A 22134-nucleotide genomic window follows, 5' to 3' on the forward strand; every position below is an offset into this window, starting at 1 on the left:
GGCTAGGGCTTCGCGGGGCCGCGCGGCTTCGGATCGGATTCGGTCGTGCGTTGCGTGCCGCCGTGGAAGTTGCGATCCACATCGTCCGGCGCTTCCGGCGATACCGTGTTGCGGTCGCCGGACCCGTGCGGGTATTCGCGCTGTTCGCGGTGTGCGTCCTCGCCTGCGGGACGGTCCTTGCGGACGTCGGGCTTCTTGTCACCGTGGGGCATGAGATTGGCCTCGCTTGCGGGGTATCCGATGCTCGTCCAAGGCGCGTGCGCTGCGCGTCAATTCCACGACACGAGCGCGTGTACGCGCGTCACCCGCGCGGCCCGCCCATCACCGGCAGGATCACGCCGTTGACGTACGACGACATCACCGGTGATGCCAGGAACACATACGCCGGTGACACTTCCTCAGGCTGCGCAGGGCGTTTCATGTCGCTGTCCTTGCCGAACTCCGCGACGTCCTCCGGCGGCTTGTCGGCCGGGTTGAGCGGTGTCCACACGGGGCCGGGCGCCACGCAGTTCACGCGGATGCCGCGCTCCAGCAGGTTGGACGCCAACGACATGGTGAATGCGTGGATCGCGCCCTTGGTCGCCGAATAGTCGAGCAATTTCGGACTGCCGAAGATGCCTGTCTCCGAGCCGGTGTTGATGATGCTGGCGCCGCGCTCCATGTGCGGCAGCGCGGCGCGCGCCATGTGGAAGTAGCCGGCGATGTTGGTCTGCAGCGTTTCCTGCAGATGACGGTTGCCCAGGTCTTCCAGGCGCTCGACGTGCTGCTGGAAGGCAGCATTGTTGACCAGCACGTCCAGCCGGCCGAAGGCCTTGACCGCCTTGCGCACGGCCTTCTTGCAGAATTTCGGATCGCGCACATCGCCGGCGATCACCAGGCAGCGCCGGCCTTCGGCCTCGACGTGGCGCTTGGTGAGCGCGGCATCTTCGTCTTCATCGAGGTGCATCACCGCGACATCGGCGCCTTCGCGTGCGAACAGCACCGCCACCGCGCGGCCGATGCCGGAATCGCCGCCGGTGATGATGGCCGCCATGCCCTCGAGCTTGCCGCTGCCGATGTAGTCCGGCGCCTCGAAGCGTGGTGCGAGTGCCAGCGCATGCTCGTGACCCGGCTTGGGCAAGTGCTGCGCGGGCATCGGATTCTCGGGCTGTCGACGCGTGCCGGCCTGCGTCGCCTTTTTGGCGGCCTTCTTGCCCGCCTTCTTCGACACGCGCCTGGAGGCGGCGTCGGCCTTCGACTGGATGTCGCGCTGGCGCGCCACCGTGGCGCTGGCGCCGTCGTCGCTCGCCACCGTCGCGGCCGTGGCTGCCTTGCGCTTGGTCGTCTTCTTCGCCATGTCCATGCTTCCAGGTCCACCGGTGGTCCGAGACTGCCACCACCTCCGTGGTCACTCCGTCATGCAGGCCCTCACCGCAGGCGCGCGTCACTCCCAGCTCGGCAGTTCCTGCTCGAGCGTTGCGAATCCTTCCCACGGATCCTTGCGCAAGCGCGCGGCCCGCTGCTTCGCCTTGGCGAGGTCGAACGCCGCGGGCCCGGCCACCTTGCCCAGCTCGTCCCAGCGGATCGGCACCGCCACCGGCGCGCCCTTGCGCGCGCGCAGCGACCACGACGCCACGCTGGTGGCGCCGCGCGCGTTGCGCAGCCAGTCGATGAACATCTTTCCGGAGCGCTTGGCCTTGGACATGGTGGCCACGTAGCGGTCCGGAGCCTGCAAGGCCATCGCTTCGGCAAAGCCACCGCAGAACGCGCGCACGTCGTCCCAGTCCGGGCCGCGCGTGATCGGCGCCACCACGTGCGCGCCCTTGCCGCCCGACAGCCGCACGAAGCTCTCGAGGCCGGCTTCGGCGAGCCGCGCCCGCACATCGCGCGCCGAACGCACCACGTCCGCCCAGCCCAGCCCTTCGCCGGGGTCGAGGTCGAACACCAGCCGGTCCGGCAACTCGGGATCGTCGACCCGCGAACCCCAGGGATGGAACTCCAGCGTGTTCATCTGCACCAGGTCGATCACGCCGGCGATGTCGTCGATGTAGAGGTACGGTTCCTTGCCGCTCTTCTGCTTCAGCACGATCGAGCGCACGTCGTCGCCGAGACTCTCGGCGTGGTGCTTCTGGAAGAAGCACTGGCCCTTGGTGCCGTCAGGGCAGCGCAACAGCGAAAGCGGGCGCCCGGCCAGTTCCGGCAGCATCCAGTCGGCGACGCTGCGGTAGTACTCGGCCACGTCGCCCTTGGTGTACTTGGCGCCTTCGAACACCACCCGGTCCGGGCTGGTGATGCGCCCGGCCGTCACTTCGTCCTTCGCCACCTGCGGTTCCTCCACGTCTCGCGCCGCCTTGTCGATGCGCAGGCGCTTGAAGGCGGCCTGGCGAAGCAGGCCCTCCTTGGCCCACCCGCGGAACGCCACTTCGGCCACGAGTTCCGGGCGCACCCAGTGCACGGTGCGCAGCGGCAGCGCGATATGGCCGGGCAGCTCCACCGTCGCCTGCTTTTGCTCCAGCTTGCGCAGCCGCGCGGTGAGGTCACGCAGCATGGCGTCGTCGAAGCCGGTGCCCACGCGTCCCACGTAGCGCAGCCCGCCGCGCTCACGGGTGGCCATCAGCAGCGAGCCGAAGCCGGTGCGGCTGCGCTTGGGATCGGTGTAGCCGACCACCACGAACTCGTCGGCCGTCTCGTGCTTCACCTTCAGCCAGTCGTTGCCGCGGCCACCTCGGTAGAGACTGTCGGCACGCTTGCAGATAACGCCCTCGATGCCTTGGCGTCCGGTCTCGGCGAACACCTCGGCACCATGGCCGACGACGTGGTCGCTGTAGGCCAGCAGGTGCGGCGCCGCGGGCAGCAGCGACTTCAGCAGCGTCTTGCGCTCGGTCAGCGGCGATCCGCGCAGGTCGATGCCGGCCAGGCCGACGAGATCGAACACCAGGTAGCGCAGCGCGGCCTTCGAGGTGCCATCGATCACCCGCTGCAGTTCGGAGAAATCGCTGTGGCCGTCAGGGCCCAGCACCACCAGCTCGCCATCCACGCAGGCGTCGGACACCGGCAGCGCGCCGACGGCTTCGACGACTTCGGGGAAGGTCTTGTCCCAGTCCAAACCACCGCGAGAGCGCAGGCGCGCCACGCCATCGACCATGTCGACCATCAGCCTGTAGCCGTCCCATTTGATCTCGTGCAGCCAGTCGTCGCCCGGCGGTGCCGCACCCCGCAGCGTGCAAAGCTGCGGTTCGAAGCCGGCCGGAACGCCCGTGTCCTTCGCGCCCGAAAGCGCCAGTGCGGCCTTGCGCCAGCGGGCGTCGGCCTTGCGCGGGGCGCGGGGCTTGGCGGGCTTGGCGGGCTTGGCGGCCTTCGCGGCCTTGGTCGTCTTCGCGGCGCGGCGCGGTTTCGACGGCGCCTCCACCAGGTCGTCGGCCTCCATGTCCGCGGCATACGCGTCGCTGCGCTTCATCAGCAGCCATTGCGCCTGGCGCCCCGCCTTCTTCGTGCGCACCAGCTTCCACGCACCCTTCAGCTTGCTGCCACTGAGGGTGAAGTCGAGCTTGCCCGCGGCGATGCCCTCGAGCGGGTCGCCGTCGCAGGCCCAATGGCCATGGTCGAAGACGTCCACGTGGCCGGCGCCGTAATGCCCTTCGGGGATGTCGCCGGCAAAGCTGGCGTAGGACAGCGGATGATCTTCCACCTCCACCGCCAGGCGCTTTTCCCCGGTGCGCAGCGAAGGGCCTTTCGGCACGGCCCAACTCTTCAGCGCGCCATCGGCCTCGAGGCGGAAATCGTAGTGGCGGCTGCTGGCGTGGTGCAGCTGCACCACGAAGATCGGGCGGTGGCCGACGCTGGTCGGGGCTTCACCCGACGGCTCGGGGGTCCCGTCGAAGCGCCGCTTGCGGGCGTATTCGCGCAGGCTCACGGCGCAGCCTCACCCGGCCTTGAGGGCAGGACCCTTCTCGGTCTTGCGCGCAGCCGCCTTTTTCGTGGCCACGGCTTTCTTCGCGGGAGCCTTCTTCGCCGCGGCCTTTTTCGCCGCCTTCTTCGCAGGCGCCTTTGCCGCGGCGGCCTTCTTCGCGGCTGGCTTGCCGTCGTCGACCGCGGCCTTCTTCGCGGGCGTGCGCTTGTTGCTGCCGATGCTCTTCTGCAGCAGCGCCATGAAATCCACGACGTTCGTCGCCGCGCCCTCGGGCGCCTCGAACTCGCTTTCAGGCGGCCTGGCCACCGTGCCGTCGGCCTTCATCTTGTCGCGGATGACCTTTTCCAGCCGCTCGCGGAACTCGTCCTTGTAGCCCGCCGGATCCCACTCGCCGCTCATCGACGCGATCAGCTGCTTGGCCATCTCCAGCTCCTTGGGGCTGATCCGGTAGTCGGCGGACTTGCCCTCCGGCAGGCGGTAGTCCGCCGGTTCCACCAGCTCCTGCGGGTAGCGCAGCAGCATCAGCATCAGCGCGTCGTCGCGCGGCAGCACCGCGGCCAGGTATTCGCGGGTGCGGATCACCACCCGCGCGATGCCCGCCTGCGCGGTGGCCTTGAGGGTCTCGCGCAGCAGTACGTAGCCTTTCTCGGCCTTCTTGGCCGGCACCAGGATGTAGGGCTTCTCGTAGTACTCCGGCGGGATGGCGGAGGCGTCGACGAAGGTCTCGACCTCCACCGTCTCATGGCTCTCCGGCGCGGCGGACTTGATGTCCTCCTGCTCCAGCACGACGTAGCTGCCCTTGTCGTACTCGAAGGCCTTGACGATGTCCTTCCAGGGCACTTCCTCGCCGGTCTCGGCGTTGACCCGCTCGTAGCGCACCGGATTCTTGTCGCGCGAATCCAGCATGCGGAAATGCAGGTCGATGCGGCGCTCGCCGGACATCAGCGATACGGGGACGTTGAGCAGGCCGAACGACAGGGTTCCGGTCCAGATCGGGCGCGCCATGGCGTGCCTCGCGAGAGTGTGGGGTTGTCGACGCTAGGACGGGCGCGGTGAGACACGGGTGAAGCCTGCGGCGGCCATTGCGGGCCGTATTGCCACGCCCGGACCCTTGCCATGCACCGCGGGTGCTGCTGTATACTTGCCAGCTCTTTCGGGCGGTTAGCTCAGCGGTAGAGCATTGCCTTCACACGGCAAGGGTCACAGGTTCGATCCCTGTACCGCCCACCAGATTCGCGCTTGCAAAAACCCCCGGTTTCCCGGGGGTTTTTTGTTGGCCGCGACCTCAGCTGCCGAGCACGCCCTCGCGCAGGCGCGGCCAGGCGTCCAGCCATTCCGCCACGTCGCCGGCCGGCATCGGCTCCGCCACCAGGAAGCCCTGGAACATGCCGCAACCAAGCGCGCGCAGGCAGGCGAGATCCTCGGCGTTGTCCACGCCTTCGGCCACCGTGTCGACATCGAGCTCGCGCGCCAGCGCCAGCGCGGCCTGCACGACCGCGCGCCGCGAGGCGTCCCCGGCCACGCCCTGCACGAATGCCCGGTCGATCTTCAGCTCCGAGAACGGCATGTCGCGGAGTTGCGCGAGCTTGGTGAAGCCGTTGCCGAAGTCATCCAGCGCCAGGCGCACGCCTTTCAGCCGCAGCCGGCTCAGGATATCGAGCTGCGCGCGCGGCTCCGTCGGCAGGCGCGATTCCGACAGCTCCAGCACCAGGCGCTCCAACGGAAAACCGGCCTCGTCGGCCAGGGCTGCCAGGCGGTCGGGGAAGTCCAACCTGCCGAGGCTGGCGAGCGACACGTTCACGGCCACATCCAGCCCGCCGGGCACCTTCCAGGAGCTTGCGTGGTCCAGCGCATTGACCAGCACCGTCCGCGTCAGCGGCGTCACGAGGCCGGCGCTCTCGGCCAGCGGCAGGAACTCCGCTGGCGGGACGACGCCGCGCACCGGGTGCTGCCAGCGCGCCAACGCCTCCACGCCCACGACCGCGCCGGTGCGCAGGTCGATCTTGGGCTGGTAGTGATTGAAGATATCGCCCGCGAGGATGGCCGCTTCCAGCTCGGCGGCGTCCGCGGACGAGGTTGATTGCGTGGGGCCATCAGTCCACGCCGCGCCGACGCCGGCGACCTCGCGCGCCTGCAGCAGCGTGCGCAGGCTGCCAGGGGTGACCGGCTTGGCCAGGCTGCCGAGCACGTCCAGGCCCTGCTGGCGGGCAAGCTGCTCGACCACCTGCAGCACGCGCGGCTCCGCGCCGCTGATCAGCACAAGCCCGCCCCGGAATTGCGTGTCGGCCAGGTGGCGCACGAATTCCACACCGTCCATCCCCGGCATGCGCAGGTCGCAGAACACCAGACCGAAGTCGGCGGGCGCCTGCGCCAACCGTTCAATCGCGTCCGCACCACTCGAACTCAGTTCGATGCCGGCGTAGCCGCTGTCCTTCAGGCCCATCGCGCGCAGCTGGATCTGCAGCAGGCGGGTGGTGAAATCGTCGTCGTCGACTATCAGGATCTTCAAGCGTTGCTCCTTCCCTGCCACGGCGACGCAGGCGGCTGCGCCGCACGCCAATGCCGCATCGCCGCGAGCGCGGCATCAAGTTCCCCCACCACCGCGGTGACCGCGGGTTTGATCCGGGCGAGGCGGCCCGCCCCCCCGTACGCCTCGAGTTCGGCGCACAGTTCTCCCAGCACCATCGCGCCCAGCGCGCGGGACGAGGATTTCAGCGAATGGGCGAGCATGGCCGCCTGTCCGGCATCGCCGGCCGCTGCGGCCTGCAGCAGGCCCGCACGCATCCCGGTCGCGACCTCGTCGAAGCATTCGACGAGTTCCACCATGGCTTGTGGCTCGTCACCCGAAATATCACGCAGCACCCGCACGTCGAATGGCATGCCCCCTCCCCTGGAGCAGCTGGATCACGACGATTGCTGCCTTGCAACATGCTACCGGGAGCGCCTCTAGCGGCCCGTGCGGGCTGTCACACACCCGGGTTACAAGTTCAAACCGGAACTGGCCTACCGCACAGGGAAATCGTGGAAGGTCGCCGGCGCCGGCTCCGGAGCCAGCGTGTAGTGCCACCACTCCATCGGATAATTGGCGAAGCCCGCCTCTTCCATCGCGGTGCGCAGCAGCTCGCGGTTGCGGCGCACCTCCGGCTCGGTGCCCGGATGGTCGGTATTGGCACTCGCGTCGAAGAAATCGAACGGCGTGCCCATGTCGAGTGCCTCGCAGCGGTCGCCCTCACAGCGCAGCAGCGTCAGGTCGACGGTCGCGCCGCGGCTGTGGCCGGAGCGTTCGGAGATGTAGCCGCCGAGCAACGCGTGCTTGTCGATGTCCGGGTAGTACGCCGCCTTGGTGGACTGGTCGGTCGGGTCGGTCGCCCAGCGCACGAAGCTGCGCACGGCGCGCATCGGCCGGTAGCAGTCGAAGATCCGCAGGCGGTGACCATCGCGCCGCAGGGCAAGCTCGACCCGGGCCAGCGCCTCTGCCGCCGGGCGCAGCAGGTAGCAACGCGGCGCTTCATAGCCGTCCACCGGTGCCCCGGTGAAGTTGTCGCTGCCCGAATAGCGGATGTCGAGGTCGATGCCCGGTGCCAGCGTGGCGATGTCGACCATGCCTGCGGCTGCCGTTTCGCCGCTCTCCACAGCACAATCGCCGACGCGCATGAATGCCAGGTCCTCAAAGTCGTAGCTGAAGTCCGCGTCGGGATCGACCTTGGCCATCGCAAGCCGGGCCGGTCCACCACCCTCGCCTGCGCGGAAGTCGAGCCAGGCGTGCGCGTCGCTGTCGAGCGTGTCCCACTCGACCAGCATGCGATCGCCGGACGCCATGACCCGGCCGGCAAGCCTGGGCGACTTCGCGGCCGCGATGCGGACCTCGCCGCCGCGCTGGCAGACCGATGCTTCGCCGAACCACGGGTCGCGGTAGACACCCAGCCAGCGCGCCATCTCAGCCGGCTCCACAGGCGTACGCGCCACGGCGACGGTCTGCGAAGCAGCGGCGCCATCAGCGCCAACATCGTCATCAACGCGCATCGCTGCACGCTCCGCGGCCAGCGCATCGGCGTAGTAGGCCACCGTGCGCGCTTCCTGCGGCGCGGTGAACTGCTTCACCAGCACCTGGTTCAGCACCGTGCGCGCCTCGTCCGCGTCGCCATTGACCAGCAGTACGAAACCGACCCCCTTCTCCGGCAGCAGCGTCAGCGCCGAGTACATGCCCGACAGCGTGCCCGTGTGCGAAACCTTCCACGTGCCGTCGACGTCGGTCAGCCGCCAGCCATAGCCGTACGCGGAAAAATGACTGCCATCCCATTCGCGCATGCGCCGCGACAGCGGCATCGGCATGTGCGCCACCCACGCCGCCTCGCGTTGGCCCTGCGAAAGCCAGGGCTTGCCATCGACCAGCCCGTGCCGATCCGGCTGCAGCCACATCCGCGCCCAGGCCAGCATGTCGTCCAGGCTGCAGCGGATGCCGCCGGCCGCGGCCATCGGCATGTTCGCGACCACGTCGCCATCGCTACGCACCGCGACATTGCGCCCATCGCGGCGCGCGTGCGGCAACGCCACATTGCCCGCCTCGACGGCGTTCCACTCGCCAACGCGGCAGCGCTCAAGTCCGAGTGGCGCAAACACCTCGCGCCGCATCAGCTCTTCGTACGACGCCCCACCCGCTGCCGCCGCGACCTCCCCGGCCACGATGTACAGCGTGTTGTCATATGCATAACGCGAACGGAAGCTCCAGCGCGGCTTGAGGTGCGCAAGGCCGGCCACGACTTCGGCGCGAGTGAACGCGTTGGGCTCCGGCCACAGCATCAGGTCGCCCGCGCCCGGCCCCAGCCCACTGTTGTGGATCAGCAGGTCGCGCACCTGGATCTCGCGCGTCACCCAGTCCTCGTGCATGCGGAAGCCCGGCAGGTGATTCACCACCGGGTCGTCCCATGCGAGCTTGCCGGCGTCGACCAGCCGCGCGAGAAGCGCCGCGGTCATCGCCTTGGAATTGGATGCGATCTTGAAAATGGTGTGGCGATCAACGGGAACGCCACTTCCGGCTGCGAGCTCGCCGCGAACCTCGACCTGGCGCACCTCACCGTCGACGATCACACCAACCGCGATGCCCGGCAGGTCGTAACGCGCGACCGCGTCGTCCACCGCCGCGGTGATCGCCGCGGACGGCGCTGCCCCGCCGGCGTGGCCCGGGCCAGGCACGAAGAAAGCCGCGACGGCCAGCGTCGCGGCGCAACAAGCACGATTCAACATGTCAGGCCCTGCCCCTGGAGTCTTCGCATGCCCACCGGCGGCTGACCGGCGGTGGGCATGCATCATCACGACTTCGAACCGCGCATCAGAAGTTCCAGCTCACCACCAACTGCGCGTAGCGCGGCGACTGCCAGCGGGTACCGGTGCCGAAGGTGGAGCGGCGCTGGCCCGGGTTGCCTTCGTAGCGGCCGCGCACGTTGATCACTTCCTGGTCGTTGAGCAGGTTGTAGACCGACAGGCGGGCCTTCAGATCGATGCCTTCCACCGGCAGTTCCCAGGTGACGTTGGCGCCGAGGTTGTAGGTCCACGGCATACGGCCGAAGGCGCCACGCTCGGTGCGCTCGTACACGCGGTCCTGCCAAGGGCCGGTGCAGCTGGCCACGCACAACCAGCCGGTGCCGCCGCCGCTGCCCTCGCTGGTGTAGCTTGCCACCGCGAAGTTCTCGTCCGGCCAGGTGACGCCGAATGCCGTGATCGGCCCGCCCGACAGCGCGGTCAACGTGCCACCAACGCTCCACATCTCGTTGAACCGGTAGCTCCCGCGCAGCTTGATCTGGTGGCGGCGGTCATTGAACAGGTCACCGTAGCGGTCGTTGTTGGCCGGGTGGTCCCAGTGCTGGACCATGCCGGTGTCGCCGTAGTTGGTGTCCGAGTTCACCGGTCCCTCGTGGTTGCCCTCCGACTTCGACCACAGGTAGGAGGCGTTGAACGCCCACTTGTCGTCCCAGGCGCGGTCGATCTGGAACTCAACGCCGGTGTAGGTGCGCTTGGGCTTGGAGTACCCGATCACCCGGTTGCTGCCCCCGGTGATGTAGCCCTCCTTGGAGGTGTCGATGGTCACCCAGCCGTCCTGCGCACAGCCCTGCCGGGTGGTGCCCCAAAGCGTCAGCGTGTCGCCCGGGTTGGCAATCGGCCACAGGTCGATGCTGCTGCTGCCAGGGACCGCCGACATCGGGTGGCGCACGCCGCAAAGTGCGTTGATGCGGATGTCATCCATCGCGTTGGGCATGCGTCGGTAGGTGGCGTTGACGCCCCAGGACCACGCTTGGCTGATCATGGTCTGGAAGCCTACGATTGCCTCGTCCTGGTACACCGCGTCGATGTCCCGGTCCACGCTCTGGCGGGTGTCGCGCACGCTCAGGTTGAACTGGTCGTCGACCGCGCCGATCTGCGGGCCGATGATCGGCGCCATGTACGGCGCACCCGTCACCGGGTTGGTCGCGGCGTTCCAGCCATTCAGCGCGTAGAACGTGCGTTCGTCGAGCAGGCCACCGGCGAAGTTGTAGCTGATGATGCTGGTGACCGGCATGTAGTAGCGGCCCAGGTTGCCGAACAGCTTGGTGGTGCCGTCGCCCTTCATGTCCCAGGAGAAGCCGAACCGTGGCGACACCAGGTCGTCCATCTTGATGAAGCTGGCTCCGGTCGCGTTCTTGTTGTCGAAGGTGTCCACGCGCACCCCGAGGTTGACCAGCAGGTTCGGCGTGACGCTCCAAACGTCTTCCAGGTAATAGGCGCTGGCCTCGATGTCGAACACGCCGCCGTCCGCGCGCTCGCGCGCCATCAGGAATGCATTGACCCCCACGGGAAGCGGCGTGCCGTTGTCGAGCACCTGGGTGGGGCTGGTGCGGCCGTACGCGGTGTACTGCACGCCGTCGCCCGGGTAGAAGGTCACCCGGTCGGTGGTCATCAACTCGTGGTCCCAGCCGAAGCGCAGCAGGTGGTCGCCCACCGCCCACTCGAAGTCCAGGCGCTTCGCTTCGCGCTCATCCTCGTGCGAGACCACGTTCGACCCAGGGTGGCAGCCGAGCTGAGGGCTGCCCATGCCGCGGTAGACGGCGCCGTAGGACGCGTTGTTGTAGGTGACCCAACTGCAGAGCGCATCCTGCGGCGAGCGCAGGAAGCTGCTGCTGCGGTTGAGGCCGTACATGGCCTTGGCGGTGAAGTTCTCACCGAAGTGCCCCGTATAGGTGAGCGATCCGCTCTTGCCGCCGCTCGACGACGTCGACTGGCTGGGCGGCGCGGTGCCGACCGTGCGGCTGGCAAAATTGTAGTTGTAGAGCGCGGTGTCGGAATCGCCCTCGTCGGAGAACGCAAGCAACTCGAGAAGGTGGTTGTCGGACAACGCCCAGTCGACCTTGGTGCCCCAGAATCCGTTGCTGCCCTCGCGTTCGCTCCAGCTGCTGCCGCCGGCATTGGTGAAGCCCGCGTTGCTCTCCCGCTGCTCGTACATGGCGAACATGAAGAGCCGGTCGCGCACGATCGGACCCGACGCCCAGACGTTGGCCTTGGTGAAGCTGCTGCGATCGTGGCTCGCGCGCACGTTGACGCTGCCATCGGCGTAGAAATGGTCATCGCCCGAGCTCTGCCATGCGCTCGGTTCGAAGGTGAGCTCCATGCCGCTCTCGAATTCGTTTCCGCCGGAACGGCTCACGGCGTTGATCACGCCGCCGGTGCTGCGACCGAACTCCACGGAGTAGCCGCCGGTCTTGACCTGGAACTCCCTGAAGAACGCGAACGGCGCCGTCGAGAAGCTCTGGCGACGATAGAAGTCGGTGACGTTCAGGCCATTGATGAAGACCGAATTTTCCGCCACCGACGAGCCGCCGAACGACATGCCGCCGAAGCTCGAGTTGCCACCGATCACGCCGGGCGCCAGCATCGCGACCGAACTGAGGCTCTGGTCGACCGGCAGTCGCGAGATCTCCTCGCGGGTCACGTTGGTGGCGGTCTCGGTCGATTTGACGTCGACGCGGTTGACCACGCGCTCACCGACCACGGTCACTGCGGCCATGTTGGCCACGCCACCGCCACTACCGAGGTTCACAGTGGTCGTGCCGCCAAGCGACACGGCCACCGGCACCGGCTCACCGACCGCCTGCCCGTCGCGGATCACCTGCACGTTGTAGTTGCCGACTTGCAGCGAACCAAGGCGGTAGGTGCCGTCCGCACTCGCCGTGACGTTGCGCGTGGCGCCCGTGTCCACGTTGGTCACCTGGACCTGGTCGCCTGCGCTGGCGCGGCCCGCCACCGAGCCGGTTGCGCTCTGCGCCATCACCATCGGCGTCATGGTGGACATGCACGCTCCCAGCGCGATGCTGAGTGCGGCGCGACGGAATCTGGTACGGCTGGCCTTCATTGCGGTTCTCCCCGGAACATGTGCGTGATGATTGGCTGTGGTCAGGTACGTTCATCGGCATCGGGCGGCAGCAGCTGCCACTCGAAGCCGTAATCCCACTGGTCGAAATACAGGTTGCCCCCCGTCCACTCGGCTTCCCCGCGCTGCAGGTCGACGGTCTCCGAGCGGAAGTGCTGCTTGGCCGGCACGAGTTCGCGCGACCAGTCGTCGTTGAAGGCGATGCGGTACGCATCCATGCCGCCCAGGTAGAACCCTGCGAGCGCATCGCCGGCGCCCGGCAGGCGGCCGAAGGTGACATCCATCGGCACCCAGCCATACGGGGCCAGGTACATCCAGCCCCAGTCGTGCATGTTGTTGTAGTCGCCGTCGGAGAAGATCCAGCCCGACTGCCAGCGCGCGGGAATGCCGTTCATGCGCAGCAGCGTGATCAGCAGCAGCGTCTGCTGGCCGCAATCTGCGTGGCCTTGCTCGAGCGCGTGCTGGCCGATGTTGCTGATGGTGGAGTACTCGCGCGCGCCAGCCCACGGCAGCGCATCCACCGCAGCGAACAGCTTCTGCGCGATGCGGTACGGGTTGGTCTCGCCAGCCACGACCTGTGCGGACTTCAGCCGCATGGCATCGTTGAACACGACGTGCGGCGCGCGTTCGGCCACGAACGGCGCGAGCTCCGGCGTGATCTTCGCCGCCACCACCTTGTCGGGATCGATGCCGGCGTACTGGCCGAACGTGGTCAGTTCGTAGCTGATCGAGAACGCGGTCGGCTTGCCGGCAACGGCGGGGGCCTCGAGGTACACGGTCCGCTGCAGCGTGCTTTCGGGCGCGATGCGGTGCGCGCCGGGCACGCTCGACAGGAACCGGATGTCTTCCTGCTGCCCCGCAAGCGCGCGCGGATACGGGATCCACACACGTACGGTCTCACCGGCCGGCACCGCATCGGCATCCACGGTCAACGACTGGGTCACGCGCACGCGGCGCGGCGCCACGGCGCGCGCGCCGCTGGCCAGGGCAGCGTCGCGCACCTCGGCGTGGTGCGGATGCGCGGCTTCAAGCGGGCTGTCGTTGAACTTCGGCGGCGCGGCGCGGCGCTGCCGGGCTTCCCCGCTCAGGCGATACAGGTTGGAGGGCCCGCGGTTGAACCAGCGGCGCTGGCCATCGATCACCCGCGCTTCGATCAATCCGGCCGCATCCCAGCGCGCGAACTCGGAGTCGTCGAGGTCGGGAATATCGCGGCGCAGGCGCGCCTTGGCCGCATCTTCGTCAAGGCTGAAGTCGATCAGGATGCGGCGCATGCGCTCGCGCTGGAATTCAAGCGCCATGCGCTGGCCGGAGGTGAGTCCCTCCTGCGCGAGTGCGGCGGCGATCAGCTTGTCGGCGCCGGCAAAGTCGCCGGCATCCACCAGCTCCACGATCGCCACAGGTGCCGCGAGCCGCGCGCCGATGTCGGCGTTGGCAGTGCTGGCGTGCGAAGCCAGCGGCGACTGGCCGGCGCTCGCCTGCATGGCAGTCGCAAGCAACAGCACGCACGCTCCCCATCGCAGCAGGCTGTGGCCCGCACGTCGTGGCATCCGGTCGGAAAAAACGCCTGCGATCTGCACCCCTGACCCACTCCTCGCCCCTGGGGAACGGCTTCGATGGCTGTGTAACATGGCGTTCACAGGTCGTCAATAATTTATTCTTTTGTATTGATTTCCGCGAATGATGTATTCCATGATCAAGCCCGGCCTCGACATTCCGGGGAGGGGACGACCCATGCGATTCGCAGCCCTGCTGCTCTGCCTGCTGTTCGCCGCGCCCGCGCTGTCCGCGCGTGAACCGGTCTCCACGCCTGCGCACGACGTGCCGGGCATCGTCGAGGCGCAGCTCGCGCCGGACTACTGGATTGCGCGCCTGCGCCAGCCCGACCGCGTGATCCTCAGCCGCGACCAGATCGCGCAGCAGAACGTGCGCATGCACGACGAAGATCCCTCACTGCACGACATCGCTGCCCTGCCCGGCACGCTGGAGGCCGACCAGGTCACGGCGTGGATCACCGCGCTGTCGGTGATGCCCGAACGCGAGCTCTACGACGAGACCGGCGCCGTGGGCACCAAGCGGCAGATGGCTCGCATCGAGGCCAACCTCGCGCTGAAGTCCATCCCGCAGACCCAGGTCACCCGCTACGGCATGGCGGTGCGCCGCGCGGCCCTGCGCACCTTCCCCACCCGCCTGCGCGTGTTCAATTCGCCCGGCGACACCGACATCGACCGCTTCCAGGAAAGCGCGCTGTTCCCCGGCGACCCGGTGGCCATCGTGCATGAGAGCCGCGACCGCGCCTGGTACTTCGTGGTCAGCCAGCGCTACGCCGCGTGGGTCGAGAAGGACGCCATCGCGCAGGGCGACAAGCAGGCGGTGCTGGAATACGGCCGCCGCGCGCCCTACCTGGTGGTCACCGGCGCCACCGCGCGCACCGTCTACACCCCCGAGCGGCCCGAGGTCTCCGACGTGCAGCTCGACATGGGCGTGCGCGTGCCGGTGCTGGCCGACTGGCCGGGCGACCGCGAGGTCAACGGCCAGCATCCCTATGCCGGACACGTCGTCGAACTCCCTGTGCGTGCCGCCGACGGCACGCTCGCATTCGCGCCGGCACTGATCCCGCGTTCGGCCGACGTCGCCAACGACTACCTGCCGCTGACCGAAGCCAACCTTATCCGCCAGGCGTTCAAGTTCCTCGGCGAACGCTACGGCTGGGGCCACTCGTACAACGCACGCGACTGCAGCGGCTTCGTGTCCGAGGTCTACCGCAGCTTCGGCGTGCTGGTGCCGCGCAATACCCGCGACCAGTCGGTCAGCCCTGCGCTGAACCGCCTCCCGCTCACCGCGGAGGACGATCACGACAAGCGCCGCAAGGTACTGCGCGAGGCGCGCGTCGGCGACCTGGTCTACATCCCCGGCCACGTGATGATGATGCTCGGCCATGTCGATGGCGCGCCGTACGCCATCCACGACACCAGCGGCATGACCTACCGCCGCGACGACGGCGAGCTGCGCCGCCTGGACCTCAACGGTGTGGTCATCACGCCGATCCTGCCGATGCTGTCGAACGCGGACACGCCGACCATCGACCGCATCACCAGCATCCAGCGCATCCGGCCCTGATGCCGACACGCGTGCCCCCCAACGAGCGCAGCCGCCCATGAAGATCACCGAAATCCGCCTCGGCATGCTGCGGGTGCCGTTGAAGACGCCGTTCAAGACCGCGCTGCGCACGGTCGATACCGTCGAGGACATCGTGGTCGAGGTCCACACCGACAGCGGCCATGTCGGCTACGGCGAGGCCGCGCCCACCGCGGTGATCACCGGCGACACCCACGGCTCGATCGTCGAAGCCATCCGGCGGGTGATCGGCCCGCGGCTGATCGGGCGCGAGGTCGCAGATCTCAACCGCAACGTCGCGCTGGTGCAATCGGCGATGGAGCGCAACACCAGCGCCAAGGCGGCGGTCGAGATCGCGCTGTACGACCTGTTCGCGCAGCTGTATGGCGCCCCGCTCTACCGCGTGCTCGGCGGCGGCGGCGACCCCGTGGTCACCACCGACATCACCATCAGCGTCGACTACATCGACAAGATGGTCGCCGACTCGCTGGCCGCGGTGGAGCGCGGCTTCGAATCGCTGAAGATCAAGGTGGGCAAGGACATCGGCGTCGACATCGAACGCGTCAAAGCCATCCATTCCGCGGTCGACGGCCGCGCCCTGCTGCGCCTGGATGCCAACCAGGGCTGGACGCCGAAGCAGGCGGTGCGCGCGGTCAGCACGCTCGAGGACGCCGGCGTGGCGCTGGAGCTGCTGGAGCAGCCGGTGCATGCGCGGGACATCGAGGGCCTGAAATACGTCACCGAACGCGTGCTGACGCCGGTGATGGCCGATGAAAGCGTGTTCGGCCCGGCGGAAGTCATCGACCTGATCCAGCGCCGCGCCGCGGACATCATCAACATCAAGCTCATGAAGACCGGCGGCATCTCCAACGCCGTGCGCATCGCCGACATCGCCGCGGTGTACGGCGTGGAGTGCATGATCGGCTGCATGATCGAATCCAGCATCAGCGTGGCCGCCGCCGTGCACCTGGCCATCGCCAAGGGCAGCGCCATCACCAAGGTCGACCTCGACGGTCCGTCGCTGTGCCGCTTCAACCCGGTCGATGGCGGCGTGGAGTTCAACGAATCCGAGATCTCGGTGGGCGACGCGCCCGGGCTTGGCATTCGCGGCATCCGCGGCCTGGAAGCCATCCCGGCCTGACCGGCGGCGCACATGCCTCCCCTGCTCAGGATCCGTGGCGAACGCGACCGCATGTCGGCCATCGAGCGGCGCATCGCCGACTTCATGCTCGAGAACGCCCACCTGCTGCGCGACTACTCGTCGCAGCAGCTGGCCAACGCGCTCGGCATCAGCCAGTCGAGCGTGGTGAAGTTCAGCCAGAAACTCGGCTTCAAGGGCTATCCGGACCTCAAGTATTCGATCGGCGAATCGCTGGCGCGCCATGACGGCGAGGATGACGGCTCCGGCATCGAGCCCGGCGCGGACATCGGCGATCCCTACTCCGCCCTGGCCGACACCCTGTGGCGCGCCAAGTCGCAGGCCGAACAGGCCACGCGCGTGCTCAACCCGCACGAGCGCATCGATGCCGTGGCCGCGGCCATCCGCGGCGCCGACAAGGTCTACTCGGTCGGGCTGGGCCACGATGGACTCAACGCGCGCGCGTTCGCGATCAAGCTGGCGCTGCTTGGGCGCACCGCGATCCACCTGTTCGATCCGTCGCTGATGGGCATCGGCACCTCGTCGGCCGCGCCCGGCGACGTGCTGCTGGTGTTCTCCGAACACGGCGAGGAGGGCGCGCTGTGCCATACCGCGCGCCTGTTCCGCGCGCGCGGCGGCAAGGTGGTCACCATCACCCGCCACACAGCGAACGCGCTGCGCGCGAGCGCCGATGTCGGCCTGCTGGTGTCGGCGCATGACCCGCGCGGCCATGTCGAGCTGCTGCTTTACCAGGCGGCGCTGCAGCACCTGCTGGACCTGGTGTTCCTGCTGCTGTGCGAGGACGACGCGCACCTGCGGCGGCTGGTGGCCAACTTCGCCGAAAGCCTGCAGGCACCCGGCACATGACGCGCCATCCTGGCGCTACCTTTCCATCTGACGCACAGGCGATGATCCAAGCATGAAGCGAATGTCCACCGCCGCCCGCGTCCTGCTCGCACTCGTCCTCGGTGCCGTCGTCGGGCTTGCCCTCGCCTTCCATGACGCAGCGCTCGCCGCCAATGTGGCCGACGCCGTGCAGCCCGTCGGCCGGCTGTGGCTCAACGCCCTGCAGATGACCGTGGTGCCGCTGGTCGCGGCGCTGGTGGTGCTGGGCGTCAACACGGCAGCGGATGCCGCGGCATCGGGCCGCACCGCGCGCCGCGCGATGCTGGTGTTCGCGGTATTGCTGATCGCGTCGGGCACGTTCACCGCGGTGATGGCACCGACGTTGCTGTCGCTGGTACCACGCGATGCGTCACTGGTGGAGGCGTTCCGCGCCGCGATCGGCGCCGAGGCCACCCAGCCCGGCCGCGCCGCGAGCTTCGGCGAATGGATCGCCACCGTGATCCCCAACAACGCGCTGGCCGCGGCGGCGGCCAACGCCATGCTGCCGCTGGTGGTGTTCTCGCTGTTCTTCGGTTTCGCCGCCACGCGCATCCTGCCCGAACGGCGTGCGCAACTGCTGGCGCTGGTGCAATCCATCGCCGACACCATGATCGTGATCGTGCGCTGGGTGCTGTGGGCGGCGCCGGTAGGCGTGTTCGCGCTGGTGCTGGCGGTGTGCGCGCGCGTCGGCGCGGGCGTGCTCGGCGCGCTCGGCTGGTACGTGCTGCTGCTGTGCACGCTGTACATCATGGTCACCGTGCTGCTGTACGTGGTGGCGGCGGTGGTGGCGCGCGAGCCGGTGCGGCGTTTCGGCGTCGGCATCGCGCCCGCGCAGGCGATCGCCGCCAGCACGCAGTCGTCGCTGGCGTCGCTGCCGGCCATGGTCGACTGCGCGCGCGAACGCCTCGGCTATCCGCTGCACGTCACGTCGCTGGTGCTGCCGATGGCGGTCTCGCTGTTCCGCATCACAAGCCCGGTGCAGTACATCGGCGTGGTCAGCTTCATCGCCTGGATGTACGGCATCGAGCTCGGCAGCGTGCAGGTCGGCACCGCGATCGTGCTGTCCGCGCTGATCAGCATGGGTTCGGTGGGCCTGCCCGGGCAGGTGAGCTTCATGACCAACAACCTGCCGGTCACCCAGGCCATGGGCCTGCCGGTGGAACCGCTGGCGCTGCTGCTGGCGGTGGACAACATCCCCGACGTGTTCTCCACCGTCGGCAACGTCACCGGCGACCTGACCGCCACGAGCATCGTCGCGCGCCAGGACGCGTAGCGCGTAGCGCGCGCCACGCGCTGCGGCGCGGCGGCCTGCAGCGTCAGCTCTCCTTCGAGGCCCGCATCGCCATCACCCGCCCGGGTGCCGCGAACGTATCACTGCGCGACGCCGCCCAGAACGCCTGGAAGACCGCGTGGTCGGGCACCTCGCCGCTCAGCAACTGGCCGGGCTTGAGGTAGTTGTAGATGCCGGCCAGCGAGCGTACCTGCACCTTCGACATGCGCCGCAGGATGTGTTCCGGCCCCAGCTCCCCCGGGCCCTGCAGGCCTGCGGCGCACAGCAGGTCGCGCAGCGCCTTGAGGGTGTTCTGGTGGTAGTTGGCGACTCGCGTCGCCTTGTTCTCCACATCCAGGCGCGTCCAGCGCGACGGGTCCTGGGTGGCGATGCCGGTCGGGCACTTGTCGTTGTGGCAGCTGCGCGCCTGGATGCAGCCCAGCGAAAACATGAACGCGCGGCCGGCGTTGCACCAGTCCGCACCCAGCGCCAGGGTGCGCGCGATCCCGAACGCGCTGGTGAGCTTGCCCGCCGCAGCCACCTTCACCCGGTCGCGCAGGTCCAGGCCCACCAGCGTGTTGTGCACCAGCATCAGCGCCTCGTTCATGGGCACGCCGATGTGGTTGATGAACTCCACCGGCGACGCACCGGTGCCGCCCTCGGCGCCGTCCACCACGATGAAGTCCGGCAGGATCCCGGTTTCGTGCATCGCCTTGGCCACCGCGAACCACTCCCAGGGGTGGCCGATGGCCAGCTTGAAACCCACGGGCTTGCCGCCCGACAGCTCGCGCAGCCTGGCCACGAACTCCAGCAGCCCGCGGGGCGTGGTGAAGGCCGAATGCTGCGACGGCGAGATGCAGTCCACGCCCGCCGGCACGCCGCGCGCCAGCGCGATCTCCTCCGTCACCTTGGCCGCCGGCAGCATGCCGCCCTTGCCGGGCTTGGCACCCTGCGACAGCTTGATCTCGATCATCTTCACCTGCGGATCCACGGCGTTGGCCGCAAAGCGCCCGGCATCGAACGCGCCACGGTCGTCGCGGCAGCCGAAGTAGCCCGAGCCGATCTCCCACACCAGGTCGCCGCCGAACTCGCGGTGGTACGACGAGATCGAACCCTCGCCGGTGTCGTGGTAGAAGCCGCCACGTTTGGCGCCCAGGTTCAGCGCGCGGATGGCATTCGCCGACAGCGAGCCGAAGCTCATCGCCGAAATATTGAATACGCTCACGTCGTACGGCGCCGCGGACGACTCGCCCACGCGCACCCGGAAATCGTGGTTGTGCAGGTGGGTCGGCACCAGCGAGTGGTTGATCCACTCGTAGTCGTCACCGTAGACGTCGTGGACGGTGCCGAAGGGCACCGTGTCCTGTTCGTGCTTGGCACGCTGGTAGATCAGCGCCCGCTGCTCGCGCGAGAACGGGACCTCCTCGGTGTCGCGTTCAATGAAGTACTGCCGGATCTCCGGCCCGATGCCTTCCAGCCCGTAGCGGAAGTGCGCCAGCACCGGATAGCAGCGCCGCAGCGTGCTGGTGCGTTGCAGCACGTCCGCCGTGCCGAGTGCCGCTGCCGCGCCGAACACCACCACCGCCGCCCACCAGCCGGGCGACCACGTGATCGCGGCGACGAGGGACAGCACCGTCAAGGCGATGCTGAGGGCGTAGGCGGAATAGCGATGCATGGCAGGTCGGCGACGGAAGCGCGCACGGCGCGGGGGCCGCATGATCCCACAGACGCCGCAGGTCACGCCGCCACAACGCGCGAAGCGCTACACCATGGGCCCCACATCCACCCGGTGCGCCCCCGTGACACGCGACCGCAAAGACCTGCCCAACGACTCGTGCAAACCCGACCTGCCGGAAGACCCGCAGCACCGCCGCGAGCGCAAGCAGCATGAAAGCGAGAACCAGGACGAAGCCCTGGACGAAACCTTCCCGGCCAGCGATCCGGTCTCGCCGTTCGTGCCGGCCAAGACGCGCGAATGATGCTGGCGTGGTGCCCGGGGCGGGGATCGAACCCGCATGGCCTTGCGGCCGAGCGATTTTAAGTCGCTTGCGTATACCAGTTTCGCCACCCGGGCAGATCGAGCATCGGGACGCGTTGCGCGGCCCCAGCAGGCATAACGCAGCAAGCGCCGGTCAACGGCCTTGCGTGGCGTTCGAGTGGCGCGAGGCGCCCGGGTTCAGGCGCCGTCGGACTCGACGATGTCCACGCCCGGCCGCGGCTTTGGCCGCTGCGGCGGCATGCCGAACACGGGTAATCGACGCAGCGTGGCAAAGAACGCCAGCGCGCGCAGGCGGTCGGCACTCACCCAGTACCAGCCCGCGCACAGCAGCAGGAACGTCACCAGGATCACCGGATGCGGGATGTCCAGGCGCATCGCCTGTCCCGCGGCCAGGCCGCAGGCCACGCTGAAAGCCGCAAGCAACAGCGCCGCCTGGGTCGGGCCGAAGCCGCCGTCCTGCATGAAGTGGTGGATGTGGTCGCGGCCGGCCGAGAACGGCGAACGGCCTTCGCGCGAACGGCGCACGGTCAGCACCAGGCAATCCATCACCGGCACCGGGATCAGCCACAGCGCCAGCACCGGGTTCACCGGATGGCTGGTGTTCTGCGTCAGGCGGAATACCACCCACGCCACCACCAGGCCCAGGAACGCGCTGCCGGCGTTGCCCATGAACGCCTTGGCGCGCGGCTGCCACGGGAAGCGCATGTTGTAGAGCAGGAACGCCCCCACTGCGCCGGCGATCGTCAGTGCCAGCCGCGACAGCCAGGTGTTGCCGGCATACAGTGCCGCTGCCGCCAGCATGGTCAGGCACGCGGCCACCAGCAGGCCGGCCAGGCCATCCGCGCCGTCGATCATGTTGATCGCGTTGATGATGCCGATGGTCGCGAACACCGTGAACGGCACTGACAGCCAGCCCAGCGCCAGGTCGTCCATGCCGAATACCGCCCCCAGCTGCTCCACGCGCACGCCGGCGCCGTAGATCATGATCAGCGACGCGATGACCTGCGCCAGGATCCGCCAGTACCAGCGCAGGTCGTTGCGGTCGTCGTACAGGCCCACGGCCACCAGCAGCACCGAGGCGCTGGTGAACGAGATCATCGATGCCATCGCATACGCGTCGAGCGTGGTCAGCACCACGGCAATGAACGCCACCGCCATTGCCAGCCCGCCGGTGATCGCGGTGGGGTGTGCGTGGTCCTTGCGGCCCTTGGGGAAGTCCAGCAGGTTCAGGCGGGGTGCGAAGGGATGCAGCACCTTCATCATCAGCCAAGTCAGGGCCGCGGCGGCGATCCCCTGGAACAATCCGGTGTCAATCAAAAAATCCATGTCTCGACTGCGCTCTCCGATGCGCTACAACCTTCCAGTGACGGAATGTAAAAGCAATTTCCGCGCCAATATTTCCGCACTGCATTTTACGCCGCCGTGCGCGAGCGCGGGGCTT

Annotated in this window: 16 protein-coding genes, 2 tRNA genes and 1 pseudogene; 6 read left to right on the plus strand and 13 right to left on the minus strand. The window is 68.3% G+C overall.

Features of this window, described 5'->3' with window-relative positions:
* Positions 1-2: 2 nt before the first annotated feature.
* From JHB91_RS04070 to JHB91_RS04085, 4 genes are all read right to left on the minus strand, one after another.
* Positions 3-212: a hypothetical protein gene (locus tag JHB91_RS04070; RefSeq protein ID WP_199471648.1), complete on the minus strand. Its 210-nt coding sequence runs from the start codon at positions 210-212 to the stop codon at positions 3-5.
* Positions 213-301: 89 nt separating this feature from the next.
* Positions 302-1336 (minus strand): SDR family oxidoreductase, encoded by a 1035-nt coding sequence (locus JHB91_RS04075; RefSeq protein ID WP_199471650.1) that lies wholly within the window; start codon positions 1334-1336, stop codon positions 302-304.
* A gap of 87 nt (positions 1337-1423) precedes the next feature.
* Positions 1424-3892 carry a DNA ligase D gene (gene ligD, locus JHB91_RS04080; RefSeq protein ID WP_199471652.1) on the minus strand — a complete coding sequence of 823 codons (2469 nt, stop codon included), beginning with the start codon at positions 3890-3892 and terminating at the stop codon, positions 1424-1426.
* Positions 3893-3901: 9 nt separating this feature from the next.
* Complete coding sequence (locus JHB91_RS04085) at positions 3902-4894, minus strand: Ku protein (protein WP_199471655.1); 993 nt, start codon at positions 4892-4894, stop codon at positions 3902-3904.
* A gap of 150 nt (positions 4895-5044) precedes the next feature.
* Between JHB91_RS04085 and JHB91_RS04090 the strand changes: the two genes are divergently transcribed.
* Positions 5045-5119: transfer RNA gene (locus JHB91_RS04090), tRNA-Val, on the plus strand.
* Between the two features lie 55 nt (positions 5120-5174).
* Here the strand turns inward: JHB91_RS04090 and JHB91_RS04095 are convergent.
* From JHB91_RS04095 to JHB91_RS04120, 6 genes and pseudogenes are all read right to left on the minus strand, one after another.
* Positions 5175-6398 (minus strand): EAL domain-containing response regulator, encoded by a 1224-nt coding sequence (locus JHB91_RS04095; protein ID WP_199471658.1) that lies wholly within the window; start codon positions 6396-6398, stop codon positions 5175-5177.
* Entirely contained in the window at positions 6395-6769 is a 375-nt protein-coding gene (locus tag JHB91_RS04100; RefSeq protein WP_199471660.1) for an Hpt domain-containing protein, read from the minus strand. The genes JHB91_RS04095 and JHB91_RS04100 overlap by 4 nt, the downstream gene beginning before the upstream one ends.
* A 123-nt stretch (positions 6770-6892) precedes the next feature.
* The gene (locus JHB91_RS04105; RefSeq protein WP_233398600.1) at positions 6893-7543 is read right to left on the minus strand and encodes a M15 family metallopeptidase; all 651 of its coding nucleotides are present in this window, start codon (positions 7541-7543) and stop codon (positions 6893-6895) included.
* Between the two features lie 54 nt (positions 7544-7597).
* Positions 7598-9199 (minus strand): annotated as a pseudogene (locus tag JHB91_RS04110) (serine hydrolase); the annotation flags it as partial.
* A 19-nt stretch (positions 9200-9218) separates the two neighbouring features.
* Positions 9219-12269 carry a carboxypeptidase regulatory-like domain-containing protein gene (locus JHB91_RS04115; RefSeq protein WP_199471662.1) on the minus strand — a complete coding sequence of 1017 codons (3051 nt, stop codon included), beginning with the start codon at positions 12267-12269 and terminating at the stop codon, positions 9219-9221.
* Positions 12270-12310: 41 nt separating this feature from the next.
* Positions 12311-13834: a transglutaminase domain-containing protein gene (locus JHB91_RS04120; protein ID WP_233398511.1), complete on the minus strand. Its 1524-nt coding sequence runs from the start codon at positions 13832-13834 to the stop codon at positions 12311-12313.
* A 184-nt stretch (positions 13835-14018) separates the two neighbouring features.
* Between JHB91_RS04120 and JHB91_RS04125 the strand changes: the two genes are divergently transcribed.
* The 4 genes from JHB91_RS04125 to JHB91_RS04140 all read left to right on the plus strand — a co-directional run bounded on the left by JHB91_RS04125 (position 14019) and on the right by JHB91_RS04140 (position 18697).
* On the plus strand, positions 14019-15404 hold the full coding sequence (locus JHB91_RS04125; protein ID WP_199471664.1) for an SH3 domain-containing protein: 1386 nt from the start codon (positions 14019-14021) through the stop codon (positions 15402-15404).
* A 37-nt stretch (positions 15405-15441) separates the two neighbouring features.
* A complete protein-coding gene (locus JHB91_RS04130) occupies positions 15442-16542 on the plus strand; it encodes a dipeptide epimerase (RefSeq protein ID WP_199471666.1) in 1101 nt (366 codons plus the stop codon).
* 12 nt (positions 16543-16554) lie between these two features.
* Entirely contained in the window at positions 16555-17406 is an 852-nt protein-coding gene (locus JHB91_RS04135) for a MurR/RpiR family transcriptional regulator (RefSeq protein WP_199372451.1), read from the plus strand.
* Positions 17407-17467: 61 nt separating this feature from the next.
* On the plus strand, positions 17468-18697 hold the full coding sequence (locus tag JHB91_RS04140; RefSeq protein ID WP_199372450.1) for a cation:dicarboxylase symporter family transporter: 1230 nt from the start codon (positions 17468-17470) through the stop codon (positions 18695-18697).
* A gap of 43 nt (positions 18698-18740) precedes the next feature.
* On the opposite strand, the gene JHB91_RS04145 is transcribed toward JHB91_RS04140, so the two are convergent.
* Positions 18741-20369: an FMN-binding glutamate synthase family protein gene (locus tag JHB91_RS04145; protein WP_199372449.1), complete on the minus strand. Its 1629-nt coding sequence runs from the start codon at positions 20367-20369 to the stop codon at positions 18741-18743.
* A 124-nt stretch (positions 20370-20493) separates the two neighbouring features.
* Here JHB91_RS04145 and JHB91_RS04150 point away from each other — a divergent pair, with 124 nt between their 5' ends.
* Entirely contained in the window at positions 20494-20673 is a 180-nt protein-coding gene (locus tag JHB91_RS04150) for a hypothetical protein (RefSeq protein WP_199373275.1), read from the plus strand.
* A gap of 8 nt (positions 20674-20681) precedes the next feature.
* Here the strand turns inward: JHB91_RS04150 and JHB91_RS04155 are convergent.
* Positions 20682-20768: transfer RNA gene (locus JHB91_RS04155), tRNA-Leu, on the minus strand.
* A gap of 102 nt (positions 20769-20870) precedes the next feature.
* Positions 20871-22019, minus strand: a complete 1149-nt coding sequence (locus tag JHB91_RS04160; RefSeq protein WP_199471668.1) for an MraY family glycosyltransferase — start codon at positions 22017-22019, stop codon at positions 20871-20873.
* Positions 22020-22134: the final 115 nt, after the last annotated feature.

The organism is Luteimonas sp. MC1828 (assembly GCF_016461615.1).
In the GTDB taxonomy this organism is placed as follows: domain Bacteria; phylum Pseudomonadota; class Gammaproteobacteria; order Xanthomonadales; family Xanthomonadaceae; genus Luteimonas.